20 protein-coding genes are annotated in these 25,917 nt (G+C 72.8%); 7 read left to right on the plus strand and 13 right to left on the minus strand.

The genetic code is table 11. From position 1 onward, the window contains the following. Positions 1 to 2: 2 nt before the first annotated feature. The 13 genes from RH861_RS10920 to rpoB form a co-directional block, all read right to left on the minus strand. Positions 3 to 863: a hypothetical protein gene (locus tag RH861_RS10920; protein WP_310520984.1), complete on the minus strand. Its 861-nt coding sequence runs from the start codon at positions 861 to 863 to the stop codon at positions 3 to 5. Further along, positions 856 to 1,491 (minus strand): hypothetical protein, encoded by a 636-nt coding sequence (locus RH861_RS10925; protein WP_310520985.1) that lies wholly within the window; start codon positions 1,489 to 1,491, stop codon positions 856 to 858. Before RH861_RS10925 ends, RH861_RS10920 begins: the two co-directional genes overlap by 8 nt. Continuing rightward, positions 1,488 to 2,054 carry a hypothetical protein gene (locus RH861_RS10930; RefSeq protein ID WP_310520986.1) on the minus strand — a complete coding sequence of 189 codons (567 nt, stop codon included), beginning with the start codon at positions 2,052 to 2,054 and terminating at the stop codon, positions 1,488 to 1,490. Before RH861_RS10930 ends, RH861_RS10925 begins: the two co-directional genes overlap by 4 nt. Before the next feature lie 20 nt (positions 2,055 to 2,074). Further along, a complete protein-coding gene (locus RH861_RS10935; protein ID WP_310520987.1) occupies positions 2,075 to 3,406 on the minus strand; it encodes a hypothetical protein in 1,332 nt (443 codons plus the stop codon). Beyond that, positions 3,406 to 3,738 (minus strand): hypothetical protein, encoded by a 333-nt coding sequence (locus RH861_RS10940; protein ID WP_248598645.1) that lies wholly within the window; start codon positions 3,736 to 3,738, stop codon positions 3,406 to 3,408. The genes RH861_RS10935 and RH861_RS10940 overlap by 1 nt, the downstream gene beginning before the upstream one ends. Positions 3,739 to 3,817: 79 nt before the next feature. Then, positions 3,818 to 4,108 carry a WXG100 family type VII secretion target gene (locus RH861_RS10945; RefSeq protein ID WP_067948620.1) on the minus strand — a complete coding sequence of 97 codons (291 nt, stop codon included), beginning with the start codon at positions 4,106 to 4,108 and terminating at the stop codon, positions 3,818 to 3,820. A 121-nt stretch (positions 4,109 to 4,229) separates the two neighbouring features. Next, the gene (locus RH861_RS10950) at positions 4,230 to 8,711 is read right to left on the minus strand and encodes a type VII secretion EssC family protein (protein ID WP_310520988.1); all 4,482 of its coding nucleotides are present in this window, start codon (positions 8,709 to 8,711) and stop codon (positions 4,230 to 4,232) included. Next, positions 8,708 to 9,886: an RDD family protein gene (locus RH861_RS10955; protein WP_310520989.1), complete on the minus strand. Its 1,179-nt coding sequence runs from the start codon at positions 9,884 to 9,886 to the stop codon at positions 8,708 to 8,710. The genes RH861_RS10950 and RH861_RS10955 overlap by 4 nt, the downstream gene beginning before the upstream one ends. Positions 9,887 to 10,013: 127 nt before the next feature. Next, positions 10,014 to 11,123: a hypothetical protein gene (locus RH861_RS10960; protein ID WP_310520990.1), complete on the minus strand. Its 1,110-nt coding sequence runs from the start codon at positions 11,121 to 11,123 to the stop codon at positions 10,014 to 10,016. Positions 11,124 to 11,218: 95 nt separating this feature from the next. Then, positions 11,219 to 11,896: a hypothetical protein gene (locus RH861_RS10965; protein WP_310520991.1), complete on the minus strand. Its 678-nt coding sequence runs from the start codon at positions 11,894 to 11,896 to the stop codon at positions 11,219 to 11,221. Positions 11,897 to 12,003: 107 nt separating this feature from the next. Next, entirely contained in the window at positions 12,004 to 12,684 is a 681-nt protein-coding gene (locus RH861_RS10970; protein WP_310520992.1) for a hypothetical protein, read from the minus strand. A gap of 154 nt (positions 12,685 to 12,838) precedes the next feature. Continuing rightward, positions 12,839 to 16,741 carry a DNA-directed RNA polymerase subunit beta' gene (gene rpoC, locus RH861_RS10975; RefSeq protein ID WP_067950388.1) on the minus strand — a complete coding sequence of 1,301 codons (3,903 nt, stop codon included), beginning with the start codon at positions 16,739 to 16,741 and terminating at the stop codon, positions 12,839 to 12,841. A gap of 41 nt (positions 16,742 to 16,782) precedes the next feature. Then, positions 16,783 to 20,274, minus strand: coding sequence for a DNA-directed RNA polymerase subunit beta (gene rpoB, locus RH861_RS10980; protein ID WP_067950390.1), 3,492 nt, complete (start codon positions 20,272 to 20,274; stop codon positions 16,783 to 16,785). 311 nt (positions 20,275 to 20,585) lie between these two features. On the opposite strand from rpoB, the gene RH861_RS10985 reads away from it, so the two are divergent. Genes RH861_RS10985 through RH861_RS11015 form a run of 7 tightly spaced genes read left to right on the plus strand, consistent with a single transcriptional unit; the run spans position 20,586 to position 25,887 of the window. Further along, entirely contained in the window at positions 20,586 to 20,882 is a 297-nt protein-coding gene (locus RH861_RS10985) for a hypothetical protein (protein ID WP_067950392.1), read from the plus strand. 16 nt (positions 20,883 to 20,898) lie between these two features. Further along, complete coding sequence (locus RH861_RS10990; protein WP_310520993.1) at positions 20,899 to 22,086, plus strand: hypothetical protein; 1,188 nt, start codon at positions 20,899 to 20,901, stop codon at positions 22,084 to 22,086. Positions 22,087 to 22,095: 9 nt separating this feature from the next. Beyond that, positions 22,096 to 22,743 carry a hypothetical protein gene (locus RH861_RS10995; RefSeq protein WP_310520994.1) on the plus strand — a complete coding sequence of 216 codons (648 nt, stop codon included), beginning with the start codon at positions 22,096 to 22,098 and terminating at the stop codon, positions 22,741 to 22,743. After that, entirely contained in the window at positions 22,740 to 23,438 is a 699-nt protein-coding gene (locus RH861_RS11000; RefSeq protein WP_310520995.1) for a hypothetical protein, read from the plus strand. Before RH861_RS10995 ends, RH861_RS11000 begins: the two co-directional genes overlap by 4 nt. Beyond that, a complete protein-coding gene (locus RH861_RS11005; protein ID WP_310520996.1) occupies positions 23,435 to 24,223 on the plus strand; it encodes a serine/threonine-protein kinase in 789 nt (262 codons plus the stop codon). The genes RH861_RS11000 and RH861_RS11005 overlap by 4 nt, the downstream gene beginning before the upstream one ends. A 26-nt stretch (positions 24,224 to 24,249) precedes the next feature. Then, the gene (locus RH861_RS11010) at positions 24,250 to 25,008 is read left to right on the plus strand and encodes a spermidine synthase (protein WP_248598655.1); all 759 of its coding nucleotides are present in this window, start codon (positions 24,250 to 24,252) and stop codon (positions 25,006 to 25,008) included. A 24-nt stretch (positions 25,009 to 25,032) separates the two neighbouring features. After that, a complete protein-coding gene (locus tag RH861_RS11015) occupies positions 25,033 to 25,887 on the plus strand; it encodes a spermidine synthase (protein ID WP_310520997.1) in 855 nt (284 codons plus the stop codon). Positions 25,888 to 25,917: the final 30 nt, after the last annotated feature.

Genomic DNA, 25,917 nt, shown 5'->3' on the forward strand with positions numbered 1-25,917 from the left:
GCCTACGCCCGGGTGCCCGGAGCGCCTCGGCCCGGCGCGACCCGCGCGGCGCGTCGGGCGAGGGAGGCGAGCGCGGCGATCGAGATCGCCGACATCCCCTGGAGCGCCACGATCGCCCCGACCGCCCTCCCGGTCTCGGGGTCGGTCAGCGCGACGGCGCCGGAGGCGATCGCGCCCAGCCCGGAGACGACCGCGAGGGCGGTGAGGCCCCGCGAGCGGAGCCGGTCGGCCCGCGGCGCGCGGGCTCGGCCGCGGCCGCCGGTCCCGGCGAGGACCGCCGCGGCGGCGACCGCCGAGAGCGTGGCCGCCCAGGCGGCCGGCACGGTGCCGACGAGGTCGAGGACGACGAGCGTCGCGAGGAGCAGCGGTGCCGCGGCGAGGATCCCGCCCGCGACGGCGCCGGGATCGGCGGCATCCGTGCGCGTCGGTGCCGTGGTGCTCGTCGCGCGGTCGGCTGGCGCCGGTCGGACTGCGGGAACGATCGACCCGGCGACGACGGCGGCCGCGGCCGATGCGCCGAGTGGGGCGGCGGCAGCGGCCGCGACCACCGCGGGCGCCAGCACGCCGCGTCGCTCGAGGATCGCGAGCGCCGCGTCCCGCTCGGCACGCAGCCCCGCGGCCTCCTCGGCGGCCAGCCGCTCGGCAGCGCTCGCAGCGCGGGCGAGCTCGTCCGCCGCGGACCGACGCGGCCGTCCGCCGGCAGCGGTCCGACGGGCGGCCTCGACCGCGGCATCCGCTCGCTCGGCCACCCGCGACCGGACCTCCGGGTGATCACGCAGCACGAGCGCGTCGAGTTCGCCGAGCACCCGGGCCGCGTCGCGTCCGCCGGGCGTCGCCGTCGCCCAGTCCGCCGGCTCAATCACCGGCGGCTCCGCGCGACGGCGCCCACGCGAAGGTGCTCGCGATCGCGTCCGCAAGGGCGACGAGCGCGTCGAGGTCGATGCCCTCGACCGGATCGCCCGGATCGCGGACGATCGCCGTGGACAGCAGGACGCCGACGCGCCGGCCCGTGCCGGGAACGGGGACCAGGTGGTTGACCTGCTCGGTGCCGACGCGCTCGAGCCCGGGCAGGGTCGCGAACGTGCGACGCCAGCGGACGATCGTGCGGTCGTCGCCGAGGAACTCCGCGCCGTGGCGTCGGAACAGCTCGGCGACCTGGCCGTCCAGCGGCCGCCCGTCCGGGCCCGTGATGCGGCAGGCGCTCATCGACATCGGCACCGCCGTCGACTCGCCGACCTCCGTAGGCAGGTACATCGCGATGCCGTCCTTCGCGCGCAGCTCGCGGAAGGCCGCCTTGGTCCCGGCCGTCAGCTGGAACTCCAGGTCCGGACGCCCGAGCGGACGGATGCGCTCGCGCATGCGCGCCAGCAGCTCGCGCTCCTCGTCGTCCGTCGGGAGGTGGCGCGTCCAGCCCGCCGGGAGGAGCAGTCGGAACGGCGGCAGCTCGGGGTGGCGCTCGACGGCCTCGGCGACGCCCGCCGGCAGGGTCACGAGAGCACCACCGAGTCGACGAGCCGCCACAGCTGCTCGGAGAGGGCGCCCACCACCGACGGGTCGGCGCTCCGCGCGCGCACGGCCACGGCGCAGGCATCGGGCGTGAAGACGTAGCCGAGTTCGGCGATGCGGGGCGCTGCGGCATCCGTCGTCGGCTCGCCCGCCTCGAACACGCGCGCGTACCCGACCCCCGGTCCGAGTCCCTGCGCACGCACGTCGACGGGCCGCACCGGCAGGTCGCCCCGGAGGCCGGCGAGCTCGGCGTGCGGATCCGCCGGCCGATCCTTCCGATCCTCGACCGCGATCTCGACGACGCCCGATGCGGGCAGACCGAACGGGCAGTACCAGAGGGCGATCCCGCCGTGACCCGCGAGGTCGGCGTGCTGGGCCAGGAGCAGCTCGCGGAGTCCGGCACGGCGCGACGGATCGCGCCACGGTTCCATGACCTCGTGCTCGGCGAGCAGGCCGTCCACCCAGGCGCCCGCGTCGTCCGCCCCGTCGGATGGGAACGCCGTCGGCACGGGCAGGAACCACTTCGCCTGGTAGTCCAGCCGGATCACCCTGCGGTCAGCCCCGCCCGTCATCGCGCCGCCAGCTCGCTGCTCCAGCGATCCACCGGGTCGGTCAGCGCGTCGAACGCCTGCCCGCCCAGCTCGTAGGCACCGTAGAGCGGCTTGCCGATCGAATCGACCACGTTGAGGGCGGCATCGACGCCGGAGCCGCCGTGCTGCACGCCGTCGAGGACGGTGCCGCGCAACGCGCCGTCGACGCGGTTGGTCACGGCGGCGCCGGAGCGCGCGTACGCCTCGGACAGGCCCTCGGCGATCGAGCCGCTCGTGCCGCCCGCGATCCGCGCCGCCCAGCCCGAGGGTCCCGTGTAGCGCAGCGCGGACATGTCATCGGCGAAGGCGCCCATGCGCTGCAGGATGCCGCGGCTCTGCGTGAGGTTGCCGGCGGAGTTGACGACCGGGCCGCGCATCACGTCGACGAACCCTCGCCACGCCCGGACCTCCCGGAGGGCCGTCAACCCGACCATGTCGGAGCCGAAGCCCGACAGGAACCGCCCGGCGCCCGACCAGCCGTCGGCCAGCTGGCCGAGCTTGGCGAGCCGGCCGAACGGGATGATGCCGATCACCGCCATGGCGATGTCGAACGCGCCGCCCCGGCCACGCGCGACCTTCCAGATCGTCGTCGCCAGCGCGGCGATGCCGACGATCGCACCGAGCAGGAGGAAGAGCGGCGCGCCCACGACGATGGCGAGGACGGCGAGCACCACCCCGGCGACCGCGAGCACCGTCGAGATCGCCTCGATGACCGGCAGGGCGTCGTCCCAGAACGAATCGCTGACACCGCGCTCGTTGGCGTCCTCCAAGCCGCTGAGGGCGGTCTCGTAGGCCGCGTCCCACGTGTCGTAGGGCGCGTCGTAGCGTGTCGCCTCGACGAGCCACGCGTCGTACGCGCGCTCGCGATCGGAACGCAGGCCCGCGACCGCCTCCTCCCCCGCGCTGAGCTGCTCGGGAGTGGCATCCGGCGCCGGCGGCCTGGCGGCGGCATCCGCGTGGGCATCGCGGGCGGCCGTGTACCGGGCCCAGAGCTCATCGCAGGTCTCGACCACGTCGTCGATCGTCGGCTGCACCTCGCCGAGCGTGCGCCCGTAGTGGCGGAGCACCCGACCGCTCGGCTCGTACCGCTCGCCGGCGCGGCCCAGGTCGACGTGCAGGTCGCCGACGTCGTCCTTGAGGTCCTCGATCGAGTAGCCCTTGCCCCGGGCCCCGTCGACGATGGAGCGCAGCAGCGCCGCCGACTCGCGCATCTCGGCGCCGAGCGTCTCCATCTCGGCCCCGCGCGCCTCGATCCCGGCGGCATCGCCCTGGATCCGCCGGATCTCCCGGCCCGCAGGCGACCGGTCCATCAGCGACCCCCCGACCCGGACGCCGACGCCTCGGCGTCGACGTCGAGCGACGCGCCCGCCTCGCGGTCCCAGTCGCGCCACGCGCGCCCGATCGCGTCGACGCGCTCCTGGAAGGCCAGGACGTCCTGCTTGAGCGTCTCGCGCTTGTCGTCCCACTCCGATTCGAATCGGTCGGCCGCGGTGCGCAGCCCCGATCGCCCGCACGGGGTGCCGATCGCGGACTCGAGCGCGCCCGAGCGCGCGCCGGCGCGGTCGAACTCGACCGCGATGCGCTTGAGCGACCCGTTGAGCTCGTTGAGCAGCTCGTAGGGGATCTCGACGCCGTCGGACACGGGACGTTCCTCTCAGTTCGGGTTGGGACGAACGGCAGCGGCCGCGACGACGGTCTCCCGTCGTCGCGGCCGCGCGGGATCAGCGACCCGCGAGCTGCTGGTCGAGGTCCTGGATCGCCTGCATCATGCCGCGCAGGGCCTCGCCCATCTCGCCGATGCCGTCGACGGCGTTCTTCAGGCCCGTGGTGAGCTCCTCGTAGCCCTGGCCGAACTTGCCGGACGCGTGCTGGGTCTTGAAGTCGTTGCCGAGCAGGGTGTCGACCGAGCTCTTCAGCTGGTCGAGCTGCCCCTGGATGTCATCGCGAGCGTCGGCGAGCTTGTTCGCCATCGCCTCCATCTCGCCGTACGAAGCGCCGAAATCTGCGGCCATCGTGAAACCTCTTCCATCGTTCGGGATGCGTGCCCGCGACTGCGGACGGTGATCACCACCATACGGATGCCGCTCCGCCGGAGCCATGGGGAGCACTCCCCACCCGGCGTGCCCGGCGGGCTCAGCCGGACAGCGGCAGCTGCACGAGCGTCGCCCGGCCGTTCTGGACGAAGAACCCGCGACCCTCCGGGAAGTCGCTGCGCTTGACCTTGGGGAACGGGGTCTTGAACACCGCATCCCCGTCGTAGGCGTCCGGGCGGAGCGCCACGCCGCGGCGTCCCGCCTTGAAGTCGCCGACGAAGCCGAACCCGCTCGACAGCGAGGCCACGTCGGCGTCGCCGACGAGGAAGTGCTCGCTGCGGTTCACGGCCTGGAACAGCTCCTTCAGCGGGCGCTCGGCCTCGGAATCGGCGAACTGCGTCACGTTCTCGACGGCGATCACGTACCGGCCGGGCACCGTCGGGTCGCCGATCACGTCGACGAGTTCGCGCGCGAGCGCCTTCACCTCGTCGGGGGTCACCGCGCTGCGCGTCCACTCGGCGTGGTCGGCCAGTTGCGGGCGTCGACCCGCGAGGTGGAACAGGCGCACGTCCGGGTCGTGCCGCCGGACCGCGTCGATCACGGCGCGCATCGCGGTCGTCTTCCCGCTCTGCGGCGGACCCGTGATCGCGAACGTGCCGACCGGTTCGAAGCCGATCGGGGCGAGCGTGTCGTCGGCGAGGCCGAGGGCCGGCTCCCCCGCCACCTCGGCGGGCAGCTCACCCGGTGCGAAGGCCGTCGGCAGCGCCCGCACCGGTTCGGCCTCGTGCGCACCCTGGGCGCGCAGCCGGGTCGCGAGCGACTCGAGCGCCTTCGTCTGCTCGGCGACGTTCGCCGTGCCGCCGAGCACCGCGAGCTGCGTCTCGAAGCCGTCGACGATGGCGCGTCCGGGAGCCGACCGGTCGTCGAGCACGTCCTTCGGCACGCCGAGGACCTGGTAGCCCGACTCGTCGGACAGCCGCAGCACGATGCGCTTGGTGACGTTGGCGCTCACCGCGGTCGGCACGGCGCCCGCGCGGTCCGCCGTCGCGACGACGTGCACGCCGAGCGGGCGGCCCTCGCCGAGCAGGCGCATCACGACGTTGTAGAAGGGCATGCGCACGGTCGTGGAGTCCCAGTCGGCCTTGAACTGCGCGAAGCCGTCGATGAGCAGCAGCACGCGGGGTTCGCGGATGCCGGTGAGCTCCCGGTACTCGGTGAGGCTCGCGGCGTTCACCTCGCTGAACGCCCGGCCGCGCCGGTCGAGGAGCGCATCCAGGGTGCGCAGCATCCGCTGGACCCGTTCGGCGTCGTCGCCCGGCACGACCGAGCCGACGTGCGGGAGCAGCTCGAGGGAGCGCAGCGCACCGGAGCCGAAGTCGAGCGCGTACACCTCGGCCGGTCCGAGATCGGGGCGCAGGCCGATCGAGACCGCGAGCGAGCGCAGCAGCGTGGACTTGCCGGAACCGCTCGTGCCGTACGCGAGCATGGCGCCGTCGCGGTCCGGCGTGAACGACATCGGGGCCTGCAGCTGGCGCTCCGGGACGTCGGCCAGGCCGAACACCACGTCGGCATCGCCGCGCTGCGGCAGGGATTCCAGCGCGACCGTCGTCGCCAGGTCGTCGAGCCAGGGACGACGCGGCGCGGGGATCGTCGCGGTGTTCGCGGCCCGGATGAACGTCTGCACCATCCGCTTCTGGTCGTTCGGACCGGGGTCGACCGGGTCGAGGTCGTCGTCCCGCTCTCCCGCGACCTCCCACACGGTGGTCGACCCGAAGCGCAGCTCGGCGACGCGGACGTCGGCCTCGGCGGGGGCGTCGCTCGTCCACCCGCCGGCGTAGGCCGACTGGAAGGGCACGAGCCGGCCCGGCCCGGTCTTCGCGATGCCCCGACCGGGAATGGCCGGGTCGAAGCCGGCGGCGACCGGGTCGCCGACGACGTCGCGCGAGTCCGACTCGTCGGCCATGCGCAGCGCGACCCGGAGGTTGGTGTTCGCCCGAAGGTTGTCCTTGATGACGCCCGCCGGCCGCTGCGTGGCCATGATCAGGTGGATGCCCAGCGAGCGGCCGCGCTGCGCGATGTCGACGACGCCGTCGACGAACTCGGGCACGTCGCCCGCGAGCGCTGCGAACTCGTCGATGACGATGACGAGCGCGGGCGGGGTCTCGGGATCCCGGCGCTTCTCGAGCTCGAGCAGGTCCTTCGCCTTCTTGCGGTTGAACAGGTGCTCGCGGTGATGCAGCTCGGCCCGGAGGCTCGTGAGCGCGCGACGCACGAGGTGCGGGCTGAGGTCGGTGACGAGGCCCACGCAGTGCGGCAGGTCGACGCAGTCCGCGAACGCCGAACCGCCCTTGTAGTCGACGAACAGGAACGTGACCCGGTCGGGGCTGTACTCGGCCGCCATGCCGAGCACCCACGCCTGGAGGAACTCGGACTTGCCCGCGCCGGTGGTGCCGCCGACGAGGGCGTGCGGACCCTGCGTCCGCAGGTCGAGCGTCATCGCATCGGGGCTGCCCTGGCCGACGAAGGCCTTCAACGTGCCGGCCCGCTTGAGCCTCGGCAGCTTCGCGCCCGATCGGTCGAGAATCGACGCGTTCTGCCGCCAGCGCTCGACGACGCTGTCGGCGTCGCGGGCCATCTCGTCGCCGATGAGCGAGAGCATCGAGACGCTCCTCGGCAGGTCGCTCGCGTCCTCCACGACCGTGCTCGCGTCGACCACGGGCGCGAGGCGCCGGGCGAACACCTCGGCGTACCGCATCGAGACGCCCTCGACCGCGACCTCGGCGTACTCGACGCCCGAGCGCACGACCCCCACGCGGGCCCGATCGAGGCCATCGGCGACGTCGATGAAGGTGCGGCAGGCTGCGGGGAGCGACGCGACCGTCGGGGCGACGAACAGCGTGTGGATGCCGACCTCCGCGCCGCGCTCGATGAGCTGGACGAGGCGCGGACGGTCGACGGGCGCGTCGGCCGAGACGATGAGCACGAGCGCCGAGTCGGGCCGCGGTTCGTCGCGGATGCCGCCGGGCGTGCCCACGCGCGCCCCGCGCGCCATCGACCCCTCGTCGTCGGCGAGCGGTCCGCGGCGCTGCGGCGCGGCGTCGAGGCGTTCGAGGATGAGCTCCTCGAGCGAGTTGAGCAGCGCGGCCCCGGCCGACGCGCTGTCGGCCAGCGCGGCGCCCGCGACGGGGTTGCGGTCGCTCGAGGCGTGCGGCAGCCACTTGAGCCAGTCGAGCTCCCGGCTCCAGCCGGGGTCGACGATGGCCGCGGCGACCACGTCGTTCGGCGCATGCAGGCCGAACAGCTGCACGGCGAGCCCGCGCAGCGCATCGGCGGCGAGGTTCGCCGGCCCGGCGACTCCGACGGCGCCCGCGCTCGGCAGCAGCTCGACGACCGGCACGTCGTCGATCTCGCGGTACCGCTCGCGCAGCACGTCCACCTGGCGCGCGTACCGGGCGATGCCGGGCTGCGACGTCTCCGACTCGCGCACGGAGTTGCGGCTCGGTGCCCGACCGACCCCGAGCCGGACCGCGAGGAAGTTCCAGTGCTCCGGGCGCCGGGTCCACAGCATGGGACCGAGGCGCATGGCCTGCTCGTACACCGTCGCGACCGGCGGCGCCTCGTCGTGGCGACGCTCGCGCTCGACGTGCCGCTCGCGCTCGAGGGTCTCCTCCAGCCGCTCCAGCTGCACCTCGAACGTCTCGATCTCCTGCTTGAGCTTCTTGCCGCTGCCCATCCGCTGGCCGAGGTAGTTGCCGACCAGCATCAGCGGCGACAGGAACACGATGAGCAGCGCCATCGGCCGCTCCGTCAGCGCGAAGATGGCCACGCCCATGAGCACGGGCGAGATGATCATCGGCCACGGGAACAGCCGCGGGTTCTCCTCGCTCGGCACGCGCGGCTCCGGGTGCGCGGTGCCCGGGTAGCGGGCCTCGACGCGGGGCGACCGGTTGAACATGAGCGCGCCGCCGCGTTCGAGCACGGGGTCGGCCGCGGCATCCGTGCCCGCGAGCATCGCGAACGACACCACCGTGTCGCCGATGGTTACGCGCACGCCCGGGAGCGCGCGCACGCGGGAGACCGGCCCGCCGTCGACGATGAGCCCGTTCGCCGAGTTCAGGTCGACCACCTCGACGCCCTGGTCGACCTCGATGCGCGCGTGGCGCTTGGAGACGAGCGGATCGGCGAGTACCACGTCGGCGTCGGCGGCGCGCCCGACCACGCTGTGGCCGGGCCGGAGCGGGAACTCCCGCCCGGCATCCGGTCCGGAGTGGACGTGCATGACCGCGACCGGCGTCGCCGCCGCGGCCGAGCGCGACGACGGCGAGACCACGGCCGCGTTGAAGCCCGACCCGATCGGCGCGTCGGCGGCGAGCGTGTCGGGATCGAGGACGACCGGCTCGCTCGAGGTCGGCGGCGCCACCGCCAGGGTCAGCGGTCCGCCGTGGCGCGGCAGGTGGGCCGACGCCGGGTCGGCATCGGCGATGGAGCGCGCCATGTCGCCGACCGTCGCGGTCGCGTCGGCGGTCACCACCACGTCGACCGCCGGCCCGCTCTGCCGGCGGAACCCGAGCTTGAGCCTCACGCGCGCACCTCCTCGACCCGGAACTCGACCCCGCCGAGTCGCACCGACGCGCCCGCGGGCAGCGGATGCGGCACGCCGGCCTCCAGCTCACGGCTGCGTCCGTCGGCCTCGACGATCGCCGTGCCGTTGCTCGACCACCGGTCCACGACGTGCACGCCGCGCTCGTCGACGACCACCGCGGCGTGGGTCTTCGACAGGCCCATGGTCGGGTCGGCCACCGGCAGCAGCAGCGCCCGCTCGGGGTCGCCGTCGGCGCGCGCGGGGTCGCGGCCGATCAGGGTGGTACCGGATGCCGCCACCCGGGCGCCGTCGCCGAAGACGAGGGTCGCCGAGGCGCGCGTCGCCGTCGGCGACGGGCCCGCCGCGGCGGGCGACGTCGTGGCGGGCGGGGGCGCGACCTCGGCCACGGGCGGCGGCGTCCACGCGCCGACGGTCGCCTCGGGCCGGGACGCCGGCGGCGCGGCGACCACGCCCGAACTCGAGCGGGCCGCGGGGATGAACGTGCGCTCGTCGACCCCGCGGTCGGACGCGAGCGACGGCAGGTCGGGACGCTCTGCGAACGGCGCCGACTCGACCTGCCGACGGGCGAACCGGAGCGCCTTGCCGTCGAACGGGTCGAGTCCGCGACGCACGTCGAGCACGAGGCAGCGCCCGACGCGGTCGAGCCAGCTCCGTCCCCGTCCCTCCGGATCCCACAGCCCGGAGGCGAAGCAGATCGCCGGGCCGACGATCGGCAGGACCACCTGCGACGCCCAGAGGACGAGGACCCGCAGCACGACGCGCCAGAATCCGGGCCGGGCGAAGGTCGCCACGTTCACGGATCGCAGCCCCAGCGAGGCCTTGCCGATCGTGATGCCGTGCCGACCGTGCAGGCCGAGCTGGGTGAGGCCGTACGCCGTGAGCAGCACCTGCCCGACGGCCGCGAGCACCAGCGGGCCGGCGAGGGTGCCGAGATCCGTGGCGGAACCCGCCATCACCACGGGGACGAGCTGCACGGCGGCGACGACGGCCGGGATCGACAGCAGCGCCCAGCCGGTCGCGTCGATGGCGAACGCAGCCGCCCGACGGCCGGTGGGCGCCGGTCGCAGGCCGAGTGCGGCGGCGTACGCGGGATCCGGGCGACCATCGGCGCCGACGCCGGGGATCGGCTCGTCGGCGTGCATGGTGATGCTCAACAGCGCTCCTCGGGTGTGCAGGGTCAGGGAGCCACCCAAGCAGGCTGGGCGTGCCACGTCGATGGGGAGCACTCACCGTGTGCACCCGACATCCGAGCGTAGCGCGCCGGCCGTGACCGGCCGAAGGTCAGCGCGACGACGAGATGGGCTGCGGACCCGCTGCGAGCTGCCGCTCGTACTCCTCGCGCGCGAGGCGGTTGCGCTCGCCCACCGTGCGGCCGCGCGACGCGATCCACCCGCCGAACCAGATCGGCAGCTCGCGCGCGACGATCGCGGCGATGATCGCGTACGGGTCGAGCCAGCGGTCGGCGATGAAGTCGCCCGCCTCCTGCGGCGTGAACTGCCACGCTCCGACGGTCAGCAGCGACGCCCCGATGTAGGAGAAGTACACGACGACCGCGACGAGCAGGCCGAACACCGCCCAGGTCCACCACGCGGCCCGGTTCAGCGCCAGCGCGAGGAGCGCGAAGGCGATGAAGAAGAAGATCACCGGGATCCAGAAGACGGGCTGCACCAGGAACTGGCCGAGCACCCGGGCGGCGTCGTCCGGCGCGTACTGCGTCAGGAGGACGAGATAGGAGATGCCCGCGTAGAGGATCGCGAAGAGCACCGTGGCGATGAGCCCGACCAGGACACCGAACCCGCGGTTGCCCCGCGGCTTCGGCTCGGCCGGGGCCTGCACGTAGATGGCCTGCGGCGAGGGCGGCGCGGGCGCCGCCGGCGCCGTGCTCGACGCGGCGGTCGCGCCGGCGCCCGCGGCGCCGACCGTCTCGGGCACGCCGGTCTCGCGACGGACCTCCTCGGCGCGCACCGGTTCGGGGCTCGCGGCCTGGAGGTCGTCGCGCTGCATCGCGGTGGTGTCGGTCCGGTCGGCCGGATCCGGGCTCACCGCGACCGGCGGGTGCTCGGTGCGCGCCCGCTCCACCGCGGCGTCGAGCGCCGACCGGTCGTCGGCGCCCTGGTCGGCCCCGGTGAAGTCGGGCTCGAGCGGCGGGGTGCCGGCCGCGTCGCTCGGCGCGGCCTCGGCCGGCTCGAGCCGGTCGACGTGCTCGGCATCCGGCGCGGTGGGGTCGACCTCGGCCTGGGCCGAAGTCGCCTGCGCGTCCGCCTCGGCCGCCGTCGACGTCGACGCGTCGTCGCCGACCGCATCGCGGGTCGGCTCGGCCGGCGCGTCGGGCCGGCCGTCGCCGTCGAGGTCGCGGCGCTCGGGGTCGGATCCGGGAGTCGTGCTGCTCATCGTCCGCTCCTTCCGGGCAGCATCGCCTGCCCGTGGTGCGGCCACTCTAGCAACGGGCGCACGTCCGGCTGCGGAGCGCCGCGGCGCTTCGCGAGTCAGGGGAAGACGGCCTCGATGATGTCGTGCGTGTAGCCCGTGACCGCCGGTCCGGACCAGCGCGTGGCGATCCACACGCCGCCGCGGAAGAAGTGCGACTCCCCCGCCGGACCCGCGGCCTCCTCCCACTCGGCGACGCAGCGCGTGCCTTCGAGCTCGGGGAAGCAGTCGAGCCCGCCGGCCTCGAACGCGCCGAGCGCGGCACTCCGCTGGGCGTCGTCGACGGAGGCGATCGTCGTGACGAGGCCGGTACGGCCGTCCGCGGGCTCCGCCGGCAACCAGGCGCAGGTGAGCTGCGCGGCCTGCTCGAGCGTCGGCACGGCGCCCGGGTCGTCGGTGCCGAGGAGCACCGGCGCGTCGTCGCCGGTCGCCCACGCGGGGTTCAGCACGTAGTCGGGGGCGAACGCGTCGGTCCAGTCGCTCGAGTAGGCCGCGCCGCAGTCCGCGGGCACACCGCCGGCGGGAGCGGCCGCGGGGGCGCTGCCGCCGGGCGCCACGGGCACCGGCTCGCCGGCCGCGGCGGGCATCGGTCGCGGGGTGGGCTCGGGCGCGGCATCCGCTTCGGGCGCGGGCGCTCGCAGGACGCCGACGAGCGCGGCGGCGGCGAGGACGAGGGCGGCGACCGCGGCGATGAGCCAGGTCGTCGGACGGCGCAGGAGAATGGCGGGGTCGGGCATGGGGGAACACTCCGTGGTCGCGGATCGGGGGAATCGGCAGGGTCGACCGCCGGCGATCCTAGCGAGATGGTCTGGGAGTGCCGTTCAGGACGTGCCGGACGGCGCCGTCAACCGAAGATCGCCGCGACGATGTCGTGCGTGTATCCCTCCGGGCTCACGTTCGCCCACCGCGTCGCGATCCACACGCCCTCGCGGAGGAAGTGGGACTCGCCCCACTCGCCCGCGTCGGTGGTCTCCTCGATGACGCACCGCGTGCCCTCGAGCTCCTCGTAGCAGGTGAACCCGGCGCCGGGGAAGTACTCGGCCATGGAGTCCTGCTGCTCGGGCGTCAGGCCCGCGACGTTGGTGATGATGCCCACGTCGCCGCCGCCCGCCTCCTGCACCCAGGCGCACCGGAGCTCCGCCGTGCCCTCGAGCATCGTGATCGCACCGCGATCGTTCGACCCCCACAGCGGTTCGTCCTCCGACCAGGCGGGGTTCAGGACCAGGCCGCCGAGCTCGGGCGCCCAATCGCGCGTGTAGATCCCGGCGCAGTCGGTCGGGATCACCACGGCCGACGGCGTGCCCGGGTCGGAGGTCGCGGGCGGCTCGGAGGGCGGCGTGCTGGGCGCCTCGGACGTCGGAGTCGGCGCGCTGGTCGTGGGCGACGGCTCGGGCGAGCGACCGCCCGACATCCCGAGGACGACGACCACCACGACGGCGATCCCGAGGAGGACGGCGCCGACGATGAGCCAGAACACGGGTCGTCGCGTGAGCGGGGTGGTCGGTTCGTTCGGGGTCTCGGTCACGATCAACCTCTCGACGGGGATGCCCGGAGTCTACGACCGGGGCTGCCGACGGCGGGTCAGCCCACGCACGCGTCGCCGAAACGCCGAAGGGCCCCGGATCGCTCCGGGGCCCTTCGGGTGCGCGTGCGGCGGCGCGGACGCCGCCGCACTCGCGTCAGCTGTAGTTGCCGGGGGTGAAGTCGTCGCTCGAGAACGAGTCGAAGTCGACGAAGCTGAGGTCGCCCTCGGTGAACGCGGCGTCGTCGGAGAAGATGCGGTTCGGGTAGCGCTCCGCCTTCGCCTCCTCGGTCGCCTCGACGGTCACGTTCCGGTACTTGTTCAGACCGGTGCCCGCCGGGATCAGCTTTCCGATGATCACGTTCTCCTTGAGGCCCACCAGCGGGTCGGACTTGCCCTCCATGGCGGCCTGCGTGAGCACGCGGGTCGTCTCCTGGAAGGACGCGGCCGACAGCCACGACTCGGTCGCGAGCGAGGCCTTGGTGATACCCATGACCTCCTGGCGCGCCGACGCCGTCTTCCGGCCCTCGGTGAGCGCCGCGCGGTTGATCTCGTTGTACTTCGAGCGGTCCACGAGCTCACCGGGCAGCAGGTCGGTGTCGCCGTGGTCGACGACGGTGACCTTGCGCAGCATCTGGCGCACGATGACCTCGATGTGCTTGTCGTGGATCGGCACGCCCTGCGAGCGGTAGACGTCCTGCACGCCGTTCACCAGGTGCTTCTGCACCTCGCGAACGCCCTTGACCCGGAGGACCTCCTTCGGGTCGACGGTGCCGACGATCAGCTGCTGGCCGAGCTCGACGTGCTGGCCGTCCTCGACGAGCAGCGTCGAGCGCTTGAGCACGTTGTACGCGATCGGCTCGTCGCCGTTGTCGGGCGTGAGGATGACCTTGCGCTGCTTCTCGGTCTCGTCGATCGTGATGCGGCCGGCGGCCTCCGCGATCGGCGACGCACCCTTGGGGGTGCGGGCCTCGAACAGCTCCTGCACGCGGGGCAGACCCTGCGTGATGTCGTCGGCCGAGGCCGAACCACCGGTGTGGAAGGTACGCATCGTCAGCTGCGTGCCCGGCTCGCCGATCGACTGGGCGGCGATGATGCCGACCGCCTCGCCGATGTCCACGAGCTTGCCCGTCGCGAGCGACCGGCCGTAGCACTTCGCGCAGACGCCGACCGCCGACTCGCAGGTCAGCACCGAGCGGACCTTGATCGACTCGACGCCCGCCGCGACCAGCTTGTCGATGAGCACGTCGCCCACGTCGTCGCCGGCCTCGGCCACGACCTCGCCCTTGGCGTTCACCGCATCGGCGGCGAGGCTCCGCGCGAACACCGAGTTCTCGACGTTCGGGTCGCGGACCAGGGTGCCCGTGGAATCCGTCGCCGCGATCGGCATCTCGAGGCCCTTGCCGGTGCCGCAGTCGTCCTCGCGGATGATGACATCCTGCGAGACGTCGACCAGACGACGGGTCAGGTAGCCCGAGTCCGCCGTACGGAGCGCGGTGTCGGCGAGGCCCTTGCGGGCACCGTGCGTGGCGATGAAGTACTCCGCCACCGACAGCCCCTCGCGGTACGAGGAGATGATCGGGCGCGGGATGATCTCGCCCTTCGGGTTGTTCACCAGGCCTCGCATACCGGCGATGTTGCGCACCTGCAGCCAGTTACCACGCGCGCCCGACGTCACCATGCGGTTGATGGTGTTGTCCTGGTTCGACGCGAACTCCTCCTGCATGGCCTTGGCGACCTCGTCGGTGGCCTTCGTCCAGATCTGGATGAGCTCCTGGCGACGCTCGAGGTCGGTCGTGAGGCCCTTCTCGAACTGCGACTGGACCTTCGCGGCCTGCTTCTCGTACTTCGAGACGATCTCGCGCTTCTGCGGCAGCTCGACGACGTCGGACAGCGCGACGGTCACGCCCGAACGGGTCGCCCAGCGGAAGCCGGCGTCCTTGATCCGGTCGAGCGTCGCGGCCACCTCGGTCTTCGGGTAGCGCTCGGCGAGGTCGTTGACGATCGCCGAGATCTGGCCCTTGCCGGCCTGCGCGTTGAAGTACGGGTAGTCCTCCGGCAGCGCCTCGTTGAACAGGGCGCGACCGAGGGTCGTCTCGAGCAGGAACGGCTCGCCCGGCACGAAGCCCTCGGGGGCCTCGCCCTCGCGGAAGTGCAGACCCGCGAGGCGGATCTTCACCTTCGCGCCGAGGTCGAGCGCGAGCTCGCCCGGACGGTTCTGGTCGAACGCGAGGATCGCCTCGGCGATCGACGAGAACGCGCGGCCCTCGCCGGCGGCGCCCGGCTTCTCGGTCGTCAGGTGGTGCAGGCCGATGATCATGTCCTGCGAGGGCAGGGTCACCGGACGGCCGTCCGACGGCTTGAGGATGTTGTTCGACGCCAGCATCAGGATGCGGGCCTCGGCCTGCGCCTCGACCGACAGCGGCAGGTGCACGGCCATCTGGTCGCCGTCGAAGTCCGCGTTGAACGCGGCGCAGACGAGCGGGTGCAGCTGGATGGCCTTGCCCTCGACCAGCTGCGGCTCGAACGCCTGGATGCCGAGGCGGTGCAGCGTGGGCGCGCGGTTCAGCAGCACGGGGCGCTCGCGGATGATCTCCTCGAGCACGTCCCACACCTGCGGGCGCGAACGCTCCACCATGCGCTTGGCGGCCTTGATGTTCTGCGCGTGGCTCAGGTCGATGAGGCGCTTGATGACGAACGGCTTGAACAGCTCGAGCGCCATCTGCTTGGGCAGGCCGCACTGGTGCAGCTTGAGCTGCGGACCGACGACGATGACCGAACGACCCGAGTAGTCGACGCGCTTGCCGAGCAGGTTCTGGCGGAAGCGACCCTGCTTTCCCTTGAGCATGTCGCTCAGGGACTTCAGGGCGCGGTTGCCGGTGCCGGTGACGGGGCGACCGCGGCGGCCGTTGTCGAACAGCGCGTCGACGGCCTCCTGCAGCATCCGCTTCTCGTTGTTGACGATGATCTCGGGCGCACCGAGGTCGAGCAGGCGACGGAGGCGGTTGTTGCGGTTGATCACGCGGCGGTACAGGTCGTTGAGGTCGGAGGTCGCGAAGCGGCCACCGTCGAGCTGGACCATCGGACGGAGCTCCGGCGGGATCACGGGGACCACGTCGAGCACCATCGCGGCCGGCGAGTTGCCGGTCTGCAGGAACGAGTTCACGACCTTGAGCCGCTTGATCGCGCGGATCTTCTTCTGGCCCTTGCCCTCGGCGATCTGCAGGTGCAGGTCGTCGGCCTCGGCCTGCAGGTCGAAGGACTCGAGGCGCTTCTTGATCGCCTCGGCGCCCATGTACGCCTCGAAGTACATGCCGAAGCGGTCCTGCAGCTCCTGGAAGACGGAGTCCTCGGGCTTGAGGTCGCCGACCTTCAGCGTGCGGAAGTCCTCCCACACGCGCTCGAGGTGCGCGATCTGCTCGTCGGCGGACTTGCGGACACCGGCCATCTCCTTGTCGGCGGCGGCCTCGGCCCGCTTGCGCTGGTCGGCCTTGGCGCCCTCGGCCTCCAGGGCCGCGAGCTCCTCCTCCTTGCGCTTCATGAGGTCGGCGATGCGCGCGTCGCGGGCGTCGCCGATGGTCTTGATCTCGAGCCGGAGCTCGTTCTCGAGGCCCGGCATGTCGGCGTGACGACCCTCGTCGTCGACGTCGATGACCATGTACGCGGCGAAGTAGATGACCTTCTCGAGGTCCTTCGGCGCCATGTCGAGCAGGTAGCCGAGACGGCTGGGCACGCCCTTGAAGTACCAGATGTGCGTGACCGGCGCGGCGAGCTCGATGTGGCCCATGCGCTCACGGCGGACCGAGGACTTGGTGACCTCGACACCGCATCGCTCGCACACGATGCCCTTGAAGCGCACGCGCTTGTACTTGCCGCACGCGCACTCCCAGTCGCGGCTGGGTCCGAAGATCTGCTCGCCGAAGAGGCCGTCCTTCTCGGGCTTCAGCGTGCGGTAGTTGATCGTCTCGGGCTTCTTGACCTCGCCGAAGGACCACTTGCGGATGTCCTCGGCGGTGGCCAGGCCGATACGGAGCTCGTCAAACGTGGTTGCGTCGAGCAATTTCTCTCCTAGATTCCTGAAGTCTTCTCGTACCTGGCGGATCAGATCTCGTCGATGTTCGACGACTCGAAGCGCGCGGAGATGTTGATGCCGAGCTCCTCCGCGGCGCGGAACGCCTCGTCGTCGGTGTCTCGGAGGCTCACCGCGGTGCCGTCGGCCGAGAGGACCTCGACGTTCAGGCAGAGCGACTGCATCTCCTTCATGAGCACCTTGAAGGACTCGGGGATGCCGGGCTCCTGGATGTTCTCGCCCTTGACGATGGCCTCGTACACCTTGACGCGGCCGAGGATGTCGTCGGACTTGATCGTGAGGAGCTCCTGCAGGGCGTAGGCGGCGCCGTAGGCCTCGAGGGCCCACACCTCCATCTCGCCGAATCGCTGACCGCCGAACTGCGCCTTACCACCGAGCGGCTGCTGGGTGATCATCGAGTACGGGCCCGTCGAACGCGCGTGAATCTTGTCGTCGACGAGGTGGTGCAGCTTCAGGATGTACATGTAGCCGACCGAGACCGGGTACGGGAAGGGCTCGCCCGAGCGGCCGTCGAACAGCTGCGTCTTGCCGCTGGAGTCGATCAGGCGCTCGCCGTCGCGGTTGGGGAGCGTCGAGTCGAGCAGACCGGCGATCTCCTCCTCCAGCGCACCGTCGAACACGGGCGTGGCGACCTTCGTGCCGGGCTCGGCCTCGCGGGCGACCTCGGGCAGGCGCTTGGCCCACTCGGGGTTGCCGTCGACCTTCCAGCCCTGCTTGGCGACCCAGCCGAGGTGGGTCTCGAGCACCTGGCCGAAGTTCATTCGACCGGGGATGCCGAGCGGGTTCAGGATGACGTCGACCGGCGTGCCGTCGGCGAGGAACGGCATGTCCTCGACCGGCAGGATCTTCGAGATGACGCCCTTGTTGCCGTGGCGGCCGGCGAGCTTGTCGCCCTCGGTGATCTTGCGCTTCTGGGCGATGTAGACGACCACGCGCTGGTTGACGCCCGAGCCGAGCTCGTCGTCGCCGTCCTGCGCGTCGAACACCTTGACGCCGATGATCGTGCCCTGCTCGCCGTGGGGGACCTTGAGCGACGTGTCGCGGACCTCGCGGCTCTTCTCGTTGAAGATCGCGCGGAGCAGGCGCTCCTCGGCCGAGAGCTCGGTCTCGCCCTTCGGCGTGACCTTGCCGACGAGGATGTCGCCGGGCCGGACCTCGGCGCCGATGCGGATGATGCCGCGCTCGTCGAGGTCGGCGAGCAGGTCGGGGCTCACGTTGGGGAGGTCGCGGGTGATCTCCTCCTTGCCGAGCTTGGTGTCGCGGGCGTCGACCTCGTACTCCTCGATGTGGATCGAGGAGAGGACGTCGTCCTTCACCAGGTTCTGGCTGAGGATGATCGCGTCCTCGAAGTTGTGGCCCTCCCACGGCATGAACGCCACGAGGAGGTTCTTGCCGAGCGCGAGCTCGCCGTTGTCGGTCGCGGGACCGTCGGCGATGACCTCGCCGGCCTCCACGCGGTCGCCGGCCGAGACCACGACGCGGTTGTTGTACGACGTGCCCTGGTTGGAGCGGTCGAACTTGCGCAGGTAGTAGGTCTGCGTGCCGCCCTCGTCGAGCTGCAGCGTGACGGCGTCGGCCGAGACCTCGGCGACCACACCGGCCTTGTCGGCAGTGATGACGTCACCGGCGTCGATCGCGGCGTAGCCCTCCATGCCCGTGCCGACGAACGGCGAGTCGCTGCGAAGCAGCGGCACGGCCTGGCGCTGCATGTTCGCACCCATGAGGGCGCGGTTCGCGTCGTCGTGCTCGAGGAACGGGATGAGCGAGGTCGCGACCGAGACCATCTGGCGCGGCGAGACGTCCATGTAGCCGATCTCGTCGGCCGGGAACAGGTCGACCTCGCCGCCCTTCTTGCGGGCGAGGACTCGCTCCTCCTGGAAGTGGCCGTCGGCCTTCAGCGGCGCGTTGGCCTGGGCGACGATGTAGTCGTCCTCCTCCATCGCGGTGAGGTAGTCGATCCGGTCGGTGACCTTGCCGTTCTCGACCCGGCGGTACGGCGTCTCGATGAAGCCGAACGAGTTGATGCGCGCGAACGACGCGAGCGAGCCGATGAGGCCGATGTTCGGGCCTTCCGGGGTCTCGATCGGGCACATGCGGCCGTAGTGCGAGGGGTGCACGTCGCGGACCTCGACGCCCGCGCGGTCGCGCGAGAGGCCGCCGGGGCCGAGCGCCGAGAGGCGGCGCTTGTGCGTGAGGCCGGCCAGCGGGTTGTTCTGGTCCATGAACTGCGACAGCTGCGAGGTGCCGAAGAACTCCTTGATCGCGGCGACGACGGGTCGCACGTTGATCAGGGTCTGCGGGGTGATCGCCTCGATGTCCTGCGTGGTCATGCGCTCGCGGACGACGCGCTCCATGCGCGAGAGGCCGGTGCGGACCTGGTTCTGGATCAGCTCGCCCACCGCGCGGATGCGACGGTTGCCGAAGTTGTCGATGTCGTCGACGTCGAGGCGGATCTCGACGTCCTTGCCACCGCGGCGACCGGGCAGGGTCGGACGGTCCTCGTGCAGGGCGACGAGGTACTTGATCGTGGCGACGATGTCCTGGACGGTGAGGACGGAGTCGGTCAGCGGGGCCTCGAGGCCGAGCTTGTTGTTGATCTTGTACCGGCCGACCTTGGCGAGGTCGTAGCGCTTCGGGTTGAAGTAGAAGTTGTCGAGGAGCGCACGCGCGGCCTCGGCGGCGACCTGCTCGCCCGGACGCAGCTTGCGGTAGATGTCCTTGAGCGCCTCCTCCTTCGTGAGGATGTTGTCCTTCTCGAGGGTGAGGGCGATGGACTCGTAGCCGGCGAACTCCTCGAGGATCTCCTCGGAGGTCAGGCCGAGGGCCTTCAGGAACACCGTGACCGACTGCTTGCGCTTGCGGTCGATGCGCACGCCGACCTGGTCGCGCTTGTCGACCTCGAACTCGAGCCAGGCGCCGCGGCTCGGGATGACGCGCGCCGAGTAGATGTCCTTGTCGGACGTCTTGTCGGGCGTGCGCTCGAAGTAGACGCCGGGCGAGCGGACGAGCTGCGACACGACGACGCGCTCGGTGCCGTTGATGACGAAGGTGCCCTTCGGGGTCATGAGCGGGAAGTCGCCCATGAAGACCGTCTGGGTCTTGATCTCACCGGTGAGGTGGTTCATGAACTCCGCGTTGACGTACAGCGGAGCGGAGTAGGTCTTGCCCTTCTCCTTGCACTCGTCGATCGTGTACTTCGGCGGCTCGAGCTCGGGGTTCGTGAACGAGAGCTGCATGGTCTCGCCGAGGTCCTCGATGGGCGAGATCTCCTCGAAGATCTCCTCGAGACCGGTGGTCTCGGGCAGGTCCTGACGACCCTGCTCGACCGCCGCCTCGACGCGCGCCTTCCACGCGTCGTTGCCGACGAGCCAGTCGAAGCTCTCGGTCTGCAGGGCGAGCAGGTCGGGTACGGTGAGGGTGTCGGTGACCTTCGCGAACGAGAGGCGGCTTGCACCGCGTCCGTTCTTGGGGGTGGGCGTGGATGCGTTGCGCGCAGCAGCCAAGGAAATGACCTCCATGGCCCCCTCGGGGGCCGGTTCACTGTCGGTGGTGGTTGGAGTTGACCCCTCAGACGAAGTGCGGATGCCGGGACACCCGACACGCAGAAGCCGACCGCAATATGAAGGCATAGTGGGTCTGGGAGCGCAAAGGTCAAGCATAGAACGCGAGACGCGCCATGTCCAGTCGATTCTTGACCTCTCCGCGAATCTCGGGTATAACCCAGCTTTCCCGGCCACGTCGGCATGGGGATCGCTCCCCATCGACCCCGCGCCCGGCGCCGTCGTAGCGTGGCGATGACCCTACGGAGGCAGCCATGACCGACGTCCTCATCACGTACGACCGGCTCGCGGAGCTCGACGCGAAACTGCAGGCCATCACGACCGAGCTCCGCGAGGCATCCGCTCGCGCCGACGTGCTCGAGGCCGCGATCGGCGACCCGTTCGGCCGCGACGAGCTGCGCGAGGCCGTCGAGGACTTCGAGGACCGCTGGAACAACCGGCGGCAGAACCTCGCCGAGGACGTCGCCGGCGTGCAGGAACACGTGCACGGGGTCCTCGAGGGCTTCCGCGCGTGGGACGCCGAGACCGCCACCGGCCTCACGGCCGACTGAGACGCGGGGACCCGGAATGCACCCGTACACCCCCAAGGGTCGCGCCATCCGTCACCTGGAGGGCGACCCCGCGACCATCCGGCGCCGCGGGACCGAGATCGAACAGCTCGGGACCGACATGATCGAGAGCGCCGCGACCCTCCAGGCCATCGCCGACGGGGCGTCCGGCCAGCAGGGACTCGCCGTCGACCGGCTCGCGGAGGTCGTCGGCGACGTGCACCGCGAGCTGCGCCTCGCCGGCGAGCTGTACCGCCCCACGGGGCCGGTCGTCCGCGCGTACGGCGAGGCCCTCGCCGAGCTCCAGCCGCGACTGGACGCGCACGCCGAGGAGTGCGACGAGCTGTGGGAGGCGTACCTGCGCGCCCCCGGCTTCCGCGAGGGCGAGCGTCCTCCCTTCGCGGCCGCCGAGGCCGACAGCCCGGAGGCGGCCGACCAGGCCGGGCTCGACCGGGCCAAGCAGGCGGCGTACGACGCGTGGGCCGACGAGGCGACCGCCTTCGACGACGACTACGACACGTGGGAGGCGGCCTTCGAACGGGCCGCCGCGAACGTCGGCGACGTGCTCGACGGCCGCATCGAGGACGGCTTCTGGGACCGCGTCGACGGCTTCGTCGCCGGCACGCTCGAGGTGCTGAAGTGGGTCGGCCTCGCGCTCGCGATCGCCTCGATCGTCATCGCCGGGCCGCTGATCGGCGCCCTGTCGGCGATCGTCGCGATCACCGTGCTCGCCCTCACCATCTACCGGAAGGCCCGAGGCGACACCGGCTGGAAGGAGGTGATCCTCGCGGCCATCGGGGTCATCCCGTTCGGCAGCCTCGGCAAGATCGGGACGCCGAAGTTCGCCGACGACGTGTTCGGCGGCCTGCTGACCGGCGCCGGCCGGAGCGCCATCCGCACCGAGGTGTCGACGATCCTCGGTTCGGGCAGCGCCGCGTTCCGGTTCTCCGGTTCCGGCGTCGAGGCGATCCGCAACGGCTTCTCGCACTTCGCGCGCAACCACGGAACCGACGGGCGCCTCGTCGACTCGCTCGCCCGGTTCTTCACGGGCAAGGCCGCGGGCTCCCTCGGCTCGGCCCGCCCCGCCGACATCCTCATCGGCACCTGGTGGACGCACCTCGGCCGCGTGAACACCGGCCTCTCGTGGGGCACCGGCGAAGGCCTGTACAGCCGCCTCTACGACGGCGTCGTGGGCGCGGATCGGTAGGCTCGCGTGGTGACTGAGAGCCTGCGCGCCGCACTCGGCGCCGATCGCGATCCCGAGTTCGCGATGCTGCTCCCCGAGGGGTGGGCCCGGCTCGACGCGAGCGACGAGTCGCGCGACCTGCTGCTCGCCCGGCTGCGCGAACGCCTCATGGCCGCGCATCGCCCCGACCTGTGGGCGGCGGCGCGCGCGTCCGTCGAGCGGGCGTTCGCGGGGTTGCGACGCAGCGGCGGCGTCGCCGTGATGATGCAGCTCGAGCGCGAGGGCGACGCCCCGTTCGTGCCGGCGTCGGTCACGGCCGCGATCGAGACCGGTCCCGACGGGGCCACCCTCGACGACCTGGTCGCCGGGCTCATCGCGCGCGGCGCGACGCCGCTCGGCGAGGACCGCCGGTTCATCCGCCTCGAGACGCGCGAGGTGCGCACCGAGGAGGCCGTCCGCATCGGCGTGACGACGGTGCGGTACCTCACGCCCGTGCCCGGGTCGCGGCGCCGGCGGGCACTCCTCCTCACCGCGGTGCTGCCGCATGAGCCCGACACGCCCGAGGACGACCCGCTCCTCGCGGCGACGCGGTTCGCGATCGACGCCCACGTCGCCACGCTGCGCTGGCTGCCGCCCGGCTCGTCCACGTCCGACACGGCGGGCGCGGGGCGTACATGACCGCGACGGATGCCGCCGGCCGCCACGACGAGCTGCTCCTCGACGCCCCTGCCCCCTGGGCCCTCCCGCTCCCCCGGGATCTCGTCGGCGACGAGCGTGCGGCGTGGCTGGCGCGCGCCGCGGACGACGCCGCCGCCTCCGCCGCGCACTGGCCCGCCGAGGCGGTCGAGCTGCTGCCCGCGATCCTCGAGCACGCCCTGGACTCGCGCGGCGACGAGGGACTCGTCCTCTTCCTCCTCTCGCCGACCGCTCCCGCGTGCGCGACGCTGCGCATCGCGGTGCTGCCGTCGCCCGGTCGTGCGGCCGTCGCGCGCGACCTCCGGGCCGCGCCGCGAACCGCGCTCGTGACGCGCATCGAGGGCGCCGGGCTCGGCGACGGGGCGGAGTGGGTGCACGGCGCGCCGATGCCGGGCGGCGCGGGCGAACAGCTCGCGGGGCTGCAGTGGTGCTTCGCCGGCGACGACGAGCTCGTGCTGGCCACGCTCGACCCGGTGCCGCCGCCCGTGCTGGCGCACGTGGTCGACCTCGCGCGCGAGCTCGTGTCCGGGCTCCGCCGCGTGCGCGACGACGGCGACTGGCTGGCACCCGCGCTGCCCGAGGGGGTCGGCTTCCGCACCGGAGAGGCGTGGCCCGACGCGGCCGCCCGGGCGGCATCCGTCGTCGACGCCGCGGCGCCCGGCAGGGCCGGCCGGTGAGGCGCGCCCCGCGACAGGTCCCCACCGCGGCCGAGTGGGCGCGCGCCCTCCCGCGCGGGGCTCGCGTGCCGTGGGCGGAGCTCGAGGCGCACGTGCTGCGCGAGCACCCGGCCGTGCTCCGCCTGATGGGGCCTGCGGCATCCGGCGTGCGCGCTTCGCGACCCGGGTTCCGCGCGGTGCTCGGCGTCGGCATCGTCCTCGGCGGGCTCGTCCTGCTCGCGATCGTCTGGGCGCCGATCTGGGGGCTCGCGACGCTGTCGGGCGACGCGTTCGGCGTGCGCGACGTCGACGGCGCCGTTGCCGTCCCCGTCGCTGGCGTCTCGCTCCTCGTCGCGGCGGTGCTCCAGCTCGGGCTCCTGGTCCGCGCCCTGCGCGGGCGACCGGATGCCGCGGGCATCGGGGGCGGCACCGCCGTGCTCGCCGTGCTCATCGGGATCGGCACCGCGCTCGTGGGCGTTCGCCAGGACGTCCCCGCCTGGCCCGCGTGGGTCGGCCTCGCGGCGGCCGTCGCCGCGCTGGGCCTGGTGAACGTCGTCCTGGCCCGTGTGCTCCCCCACCGGACCGCGCAGCCGCGGACGCGTGACGCCGCATCCCCCGGCGACCGTCTCGCCCGCGACCGCGCCCTCGGCGAGGCGATCGCGGCGCTCCCCGAGGCGGAGCGCACGCGACTCCTCGACGACCGTCGGCGTGCGATCGAGTGGTTGCGCCTGCAGGGCACGGTGAGCCCCGACGAGGCCGCCCGCGCGATGCGCGCCCCGCTCGGCCGACTCGGGGCCTCGACCTGACCGGCGGGCCGTGCCACGATGCAGGCGTGGCATCCCGCATCGAGTTCGAACGCGACGTGTTCTCGCCGACCGGGCTGACCCTGCTCGTCGACGGGGCCGCGCAGTCGCACGTCGACGCGGCCGACCCGACGCGCCTCTTCTTCGAGTACGTGCGACGCATCGGCCACGTCGTCGACGCGATCGCCGACCCGGGGGCGCCCATCGCGGTGCTCCACCTCGGCGGCGGCGCGATGAGCCTCGCCCGGTACGTCGAGGCCACGCGACCCGACTCGACGCAGGTCGTCGTCGAGGCCGACCCGCGCGTCGTCGAGCTCGTCGCCGAGCGGATGCCGCTGCCCGGGCAGGCGCGCATCGACGTGGTCGTCGCCGACGCCCGCGACGCCGTCGCACGGCTCGCCGCCGACGGCGCCCGCTTCGACCTCGTCATCGTCGACCTCTACACGAGGCTGGACGCGCCCGCCTTCGTCGACGGTCCGGAGTTCCTCGGGGCGTGCCTCGAGCGGCTCGCGCCCGGCGGCGTGCTCGTCGTGAACGTCGCCGACGCCGCGGGCGGAACGCGCCTGGCCGCGCAGGCGCGGGCCGTCGCCCGGGCCGACCCCGCCGCCGCGCTGCTCGTCGCGGGCGATCCGGCGGTGCTGTCCGGCGCCGAGGAGGGCAATGCGGTGCTCGTCGCGGGCCCGTCCATGCCCGAGCGGGTCCGGGAGCGGCTCCGAGACGCCGGTCCGTTCCCGGCCGAACTGCTCGAGGGGGCGCGCCTCGACGTCGTGCTGTGGGGCGCGTGCTGAGCGAGCGGCGGTAGCGTGGCATCCGTGCCGGAACTGGAACGACGCCTCGCCGTGAGCGGCCACGTCGCGCGCCTCGAGGAGTCGCGCACGCGCCCCGGCGCGTGGACGCTCTACGTCGACGGCACCCCGCAGTCGCACGTCGATCTCGAGGATCCCGAGTGGCTCGGGTTCGAGTACGTGCGGCGGATCGGCCACGCGATCGACCTCGTGCGCCCGGCGGGCGAGCCCATCACGGCCGTGCACCTGGGCGGCGGGGCGTTCACCCTGCCGCGGTACGTCATCGCGACGCGCCCCGGTTCGCGCCAGCAGGTCATCGAGCTCGAGTCCGACCTCGTCGACCTCGTGCGCGAGCGGTTGCCGCTGCCGCGCGGGGCGCAGCTGCGCGTGCGGCACGGCGATGCGCGCGAGGTGCTCGCGAAGCTGCCCGCCGGACTCACCGGCACGGTCGACGTCGTCGTGGTCGACATCTTCTCGGGCGCGCGGACGCCCGCGCACGTGACGAGCGCCGAGTTCCACGGGCTCATCGCCCCGCGGCTCGCCCCGGGCGGCATCGTGGTGGTGAACGTCGCCGACGGCGCCGGGCTCGCGTTCGCCCGGTCGCAGGCGGCGACCCTGGCCCACGTCCACGAGCACGTCGCGATCGCCGCCGACACCGGCATGCTGAAGGGCCGGCGCTTCGGCAACGTCGTCATGTACGCCTCGGCCGACCCGCTGCCGTTCGACGCGTTGCCCCGTCGCCTCGCGAGCGACCCGGCCCCCGCGAAGCTCGTCGAGGGCGAGGAGCTCACGCGCTTCATCGCGGGCGCGCCGGTGGTGACGGATGCCACGGCGATCCCGTCCCCGCCGCCGTCGCGCTCGGTCTTCGTCTCGAAGCGGTAGAGCGGGGCGGCCCCCAGCGGCCGCCCCGCC

The organism is Agromyces indicus (assembly GCF_031432295.1).
Taxonomy (GTDB): Bacteria; Actinomycetota; Actinomycetes; order Actinomycetales; family Microbacteriaceae; genus Agromyces; species Agromyces indicus.

What these genes read in the sequence shown, in the direction of transcription:
- RH861_RS10935 (WP_310520987.1), bottom strand. Translation starts at nt 3,406, where the DNA reads ATGGACCGGTCGCCTGCGGGCCGGGAGATCCGGCGGATCCAGGGCGAT.
- RH861_RS10945 (WP_067948620.1), bottom strand. Translation starts at nt 4,108, where the DNA reads ATGGCCGCAGATTTCGGCGCTTCGTACGGCGAGATGGAGGCGATGGCG.
- RH861_RS10960 (WP_310520990.1), bottom strand. Translation starts at nt 11,123, where the DNA reads ATGAGCAGCACGACTCCCGGATCCGACCCCGAGCGCCGCGACCTCGAC.
- RH861_RS10965 (WP_310520991.1), bottom strand. Translation starts at nt 11,896, where the DNA reads ATGCCCGACCCCGCCATTCTCCTGCGCCGTCCGACGACCTGGCTCATC.
- RH861_RS10985 (WP_067950392.1), top strand. Translation starts at nt 20,586, where the DNA reads ATGACCGACGTCCTCATCACGTACGACCGGCTCGCGGAGCTCGACGCG.
- RH861_RS10990 (WP_310520993.1), top strand. Translation starts at nt 20,899, where the DNA reads ATGCACCCGTACACCCCCAAGGGTCGCGCCATCCGTCACCTGGAGGGC.
- RH861_RS11000 (WP_310520995.1), top strand. Translation starts at nt 22,740, where the DNA reads ATGACCGCGACGGATGCCGCCGGCCGCCACGACGAGCTGCTCCTCGAC.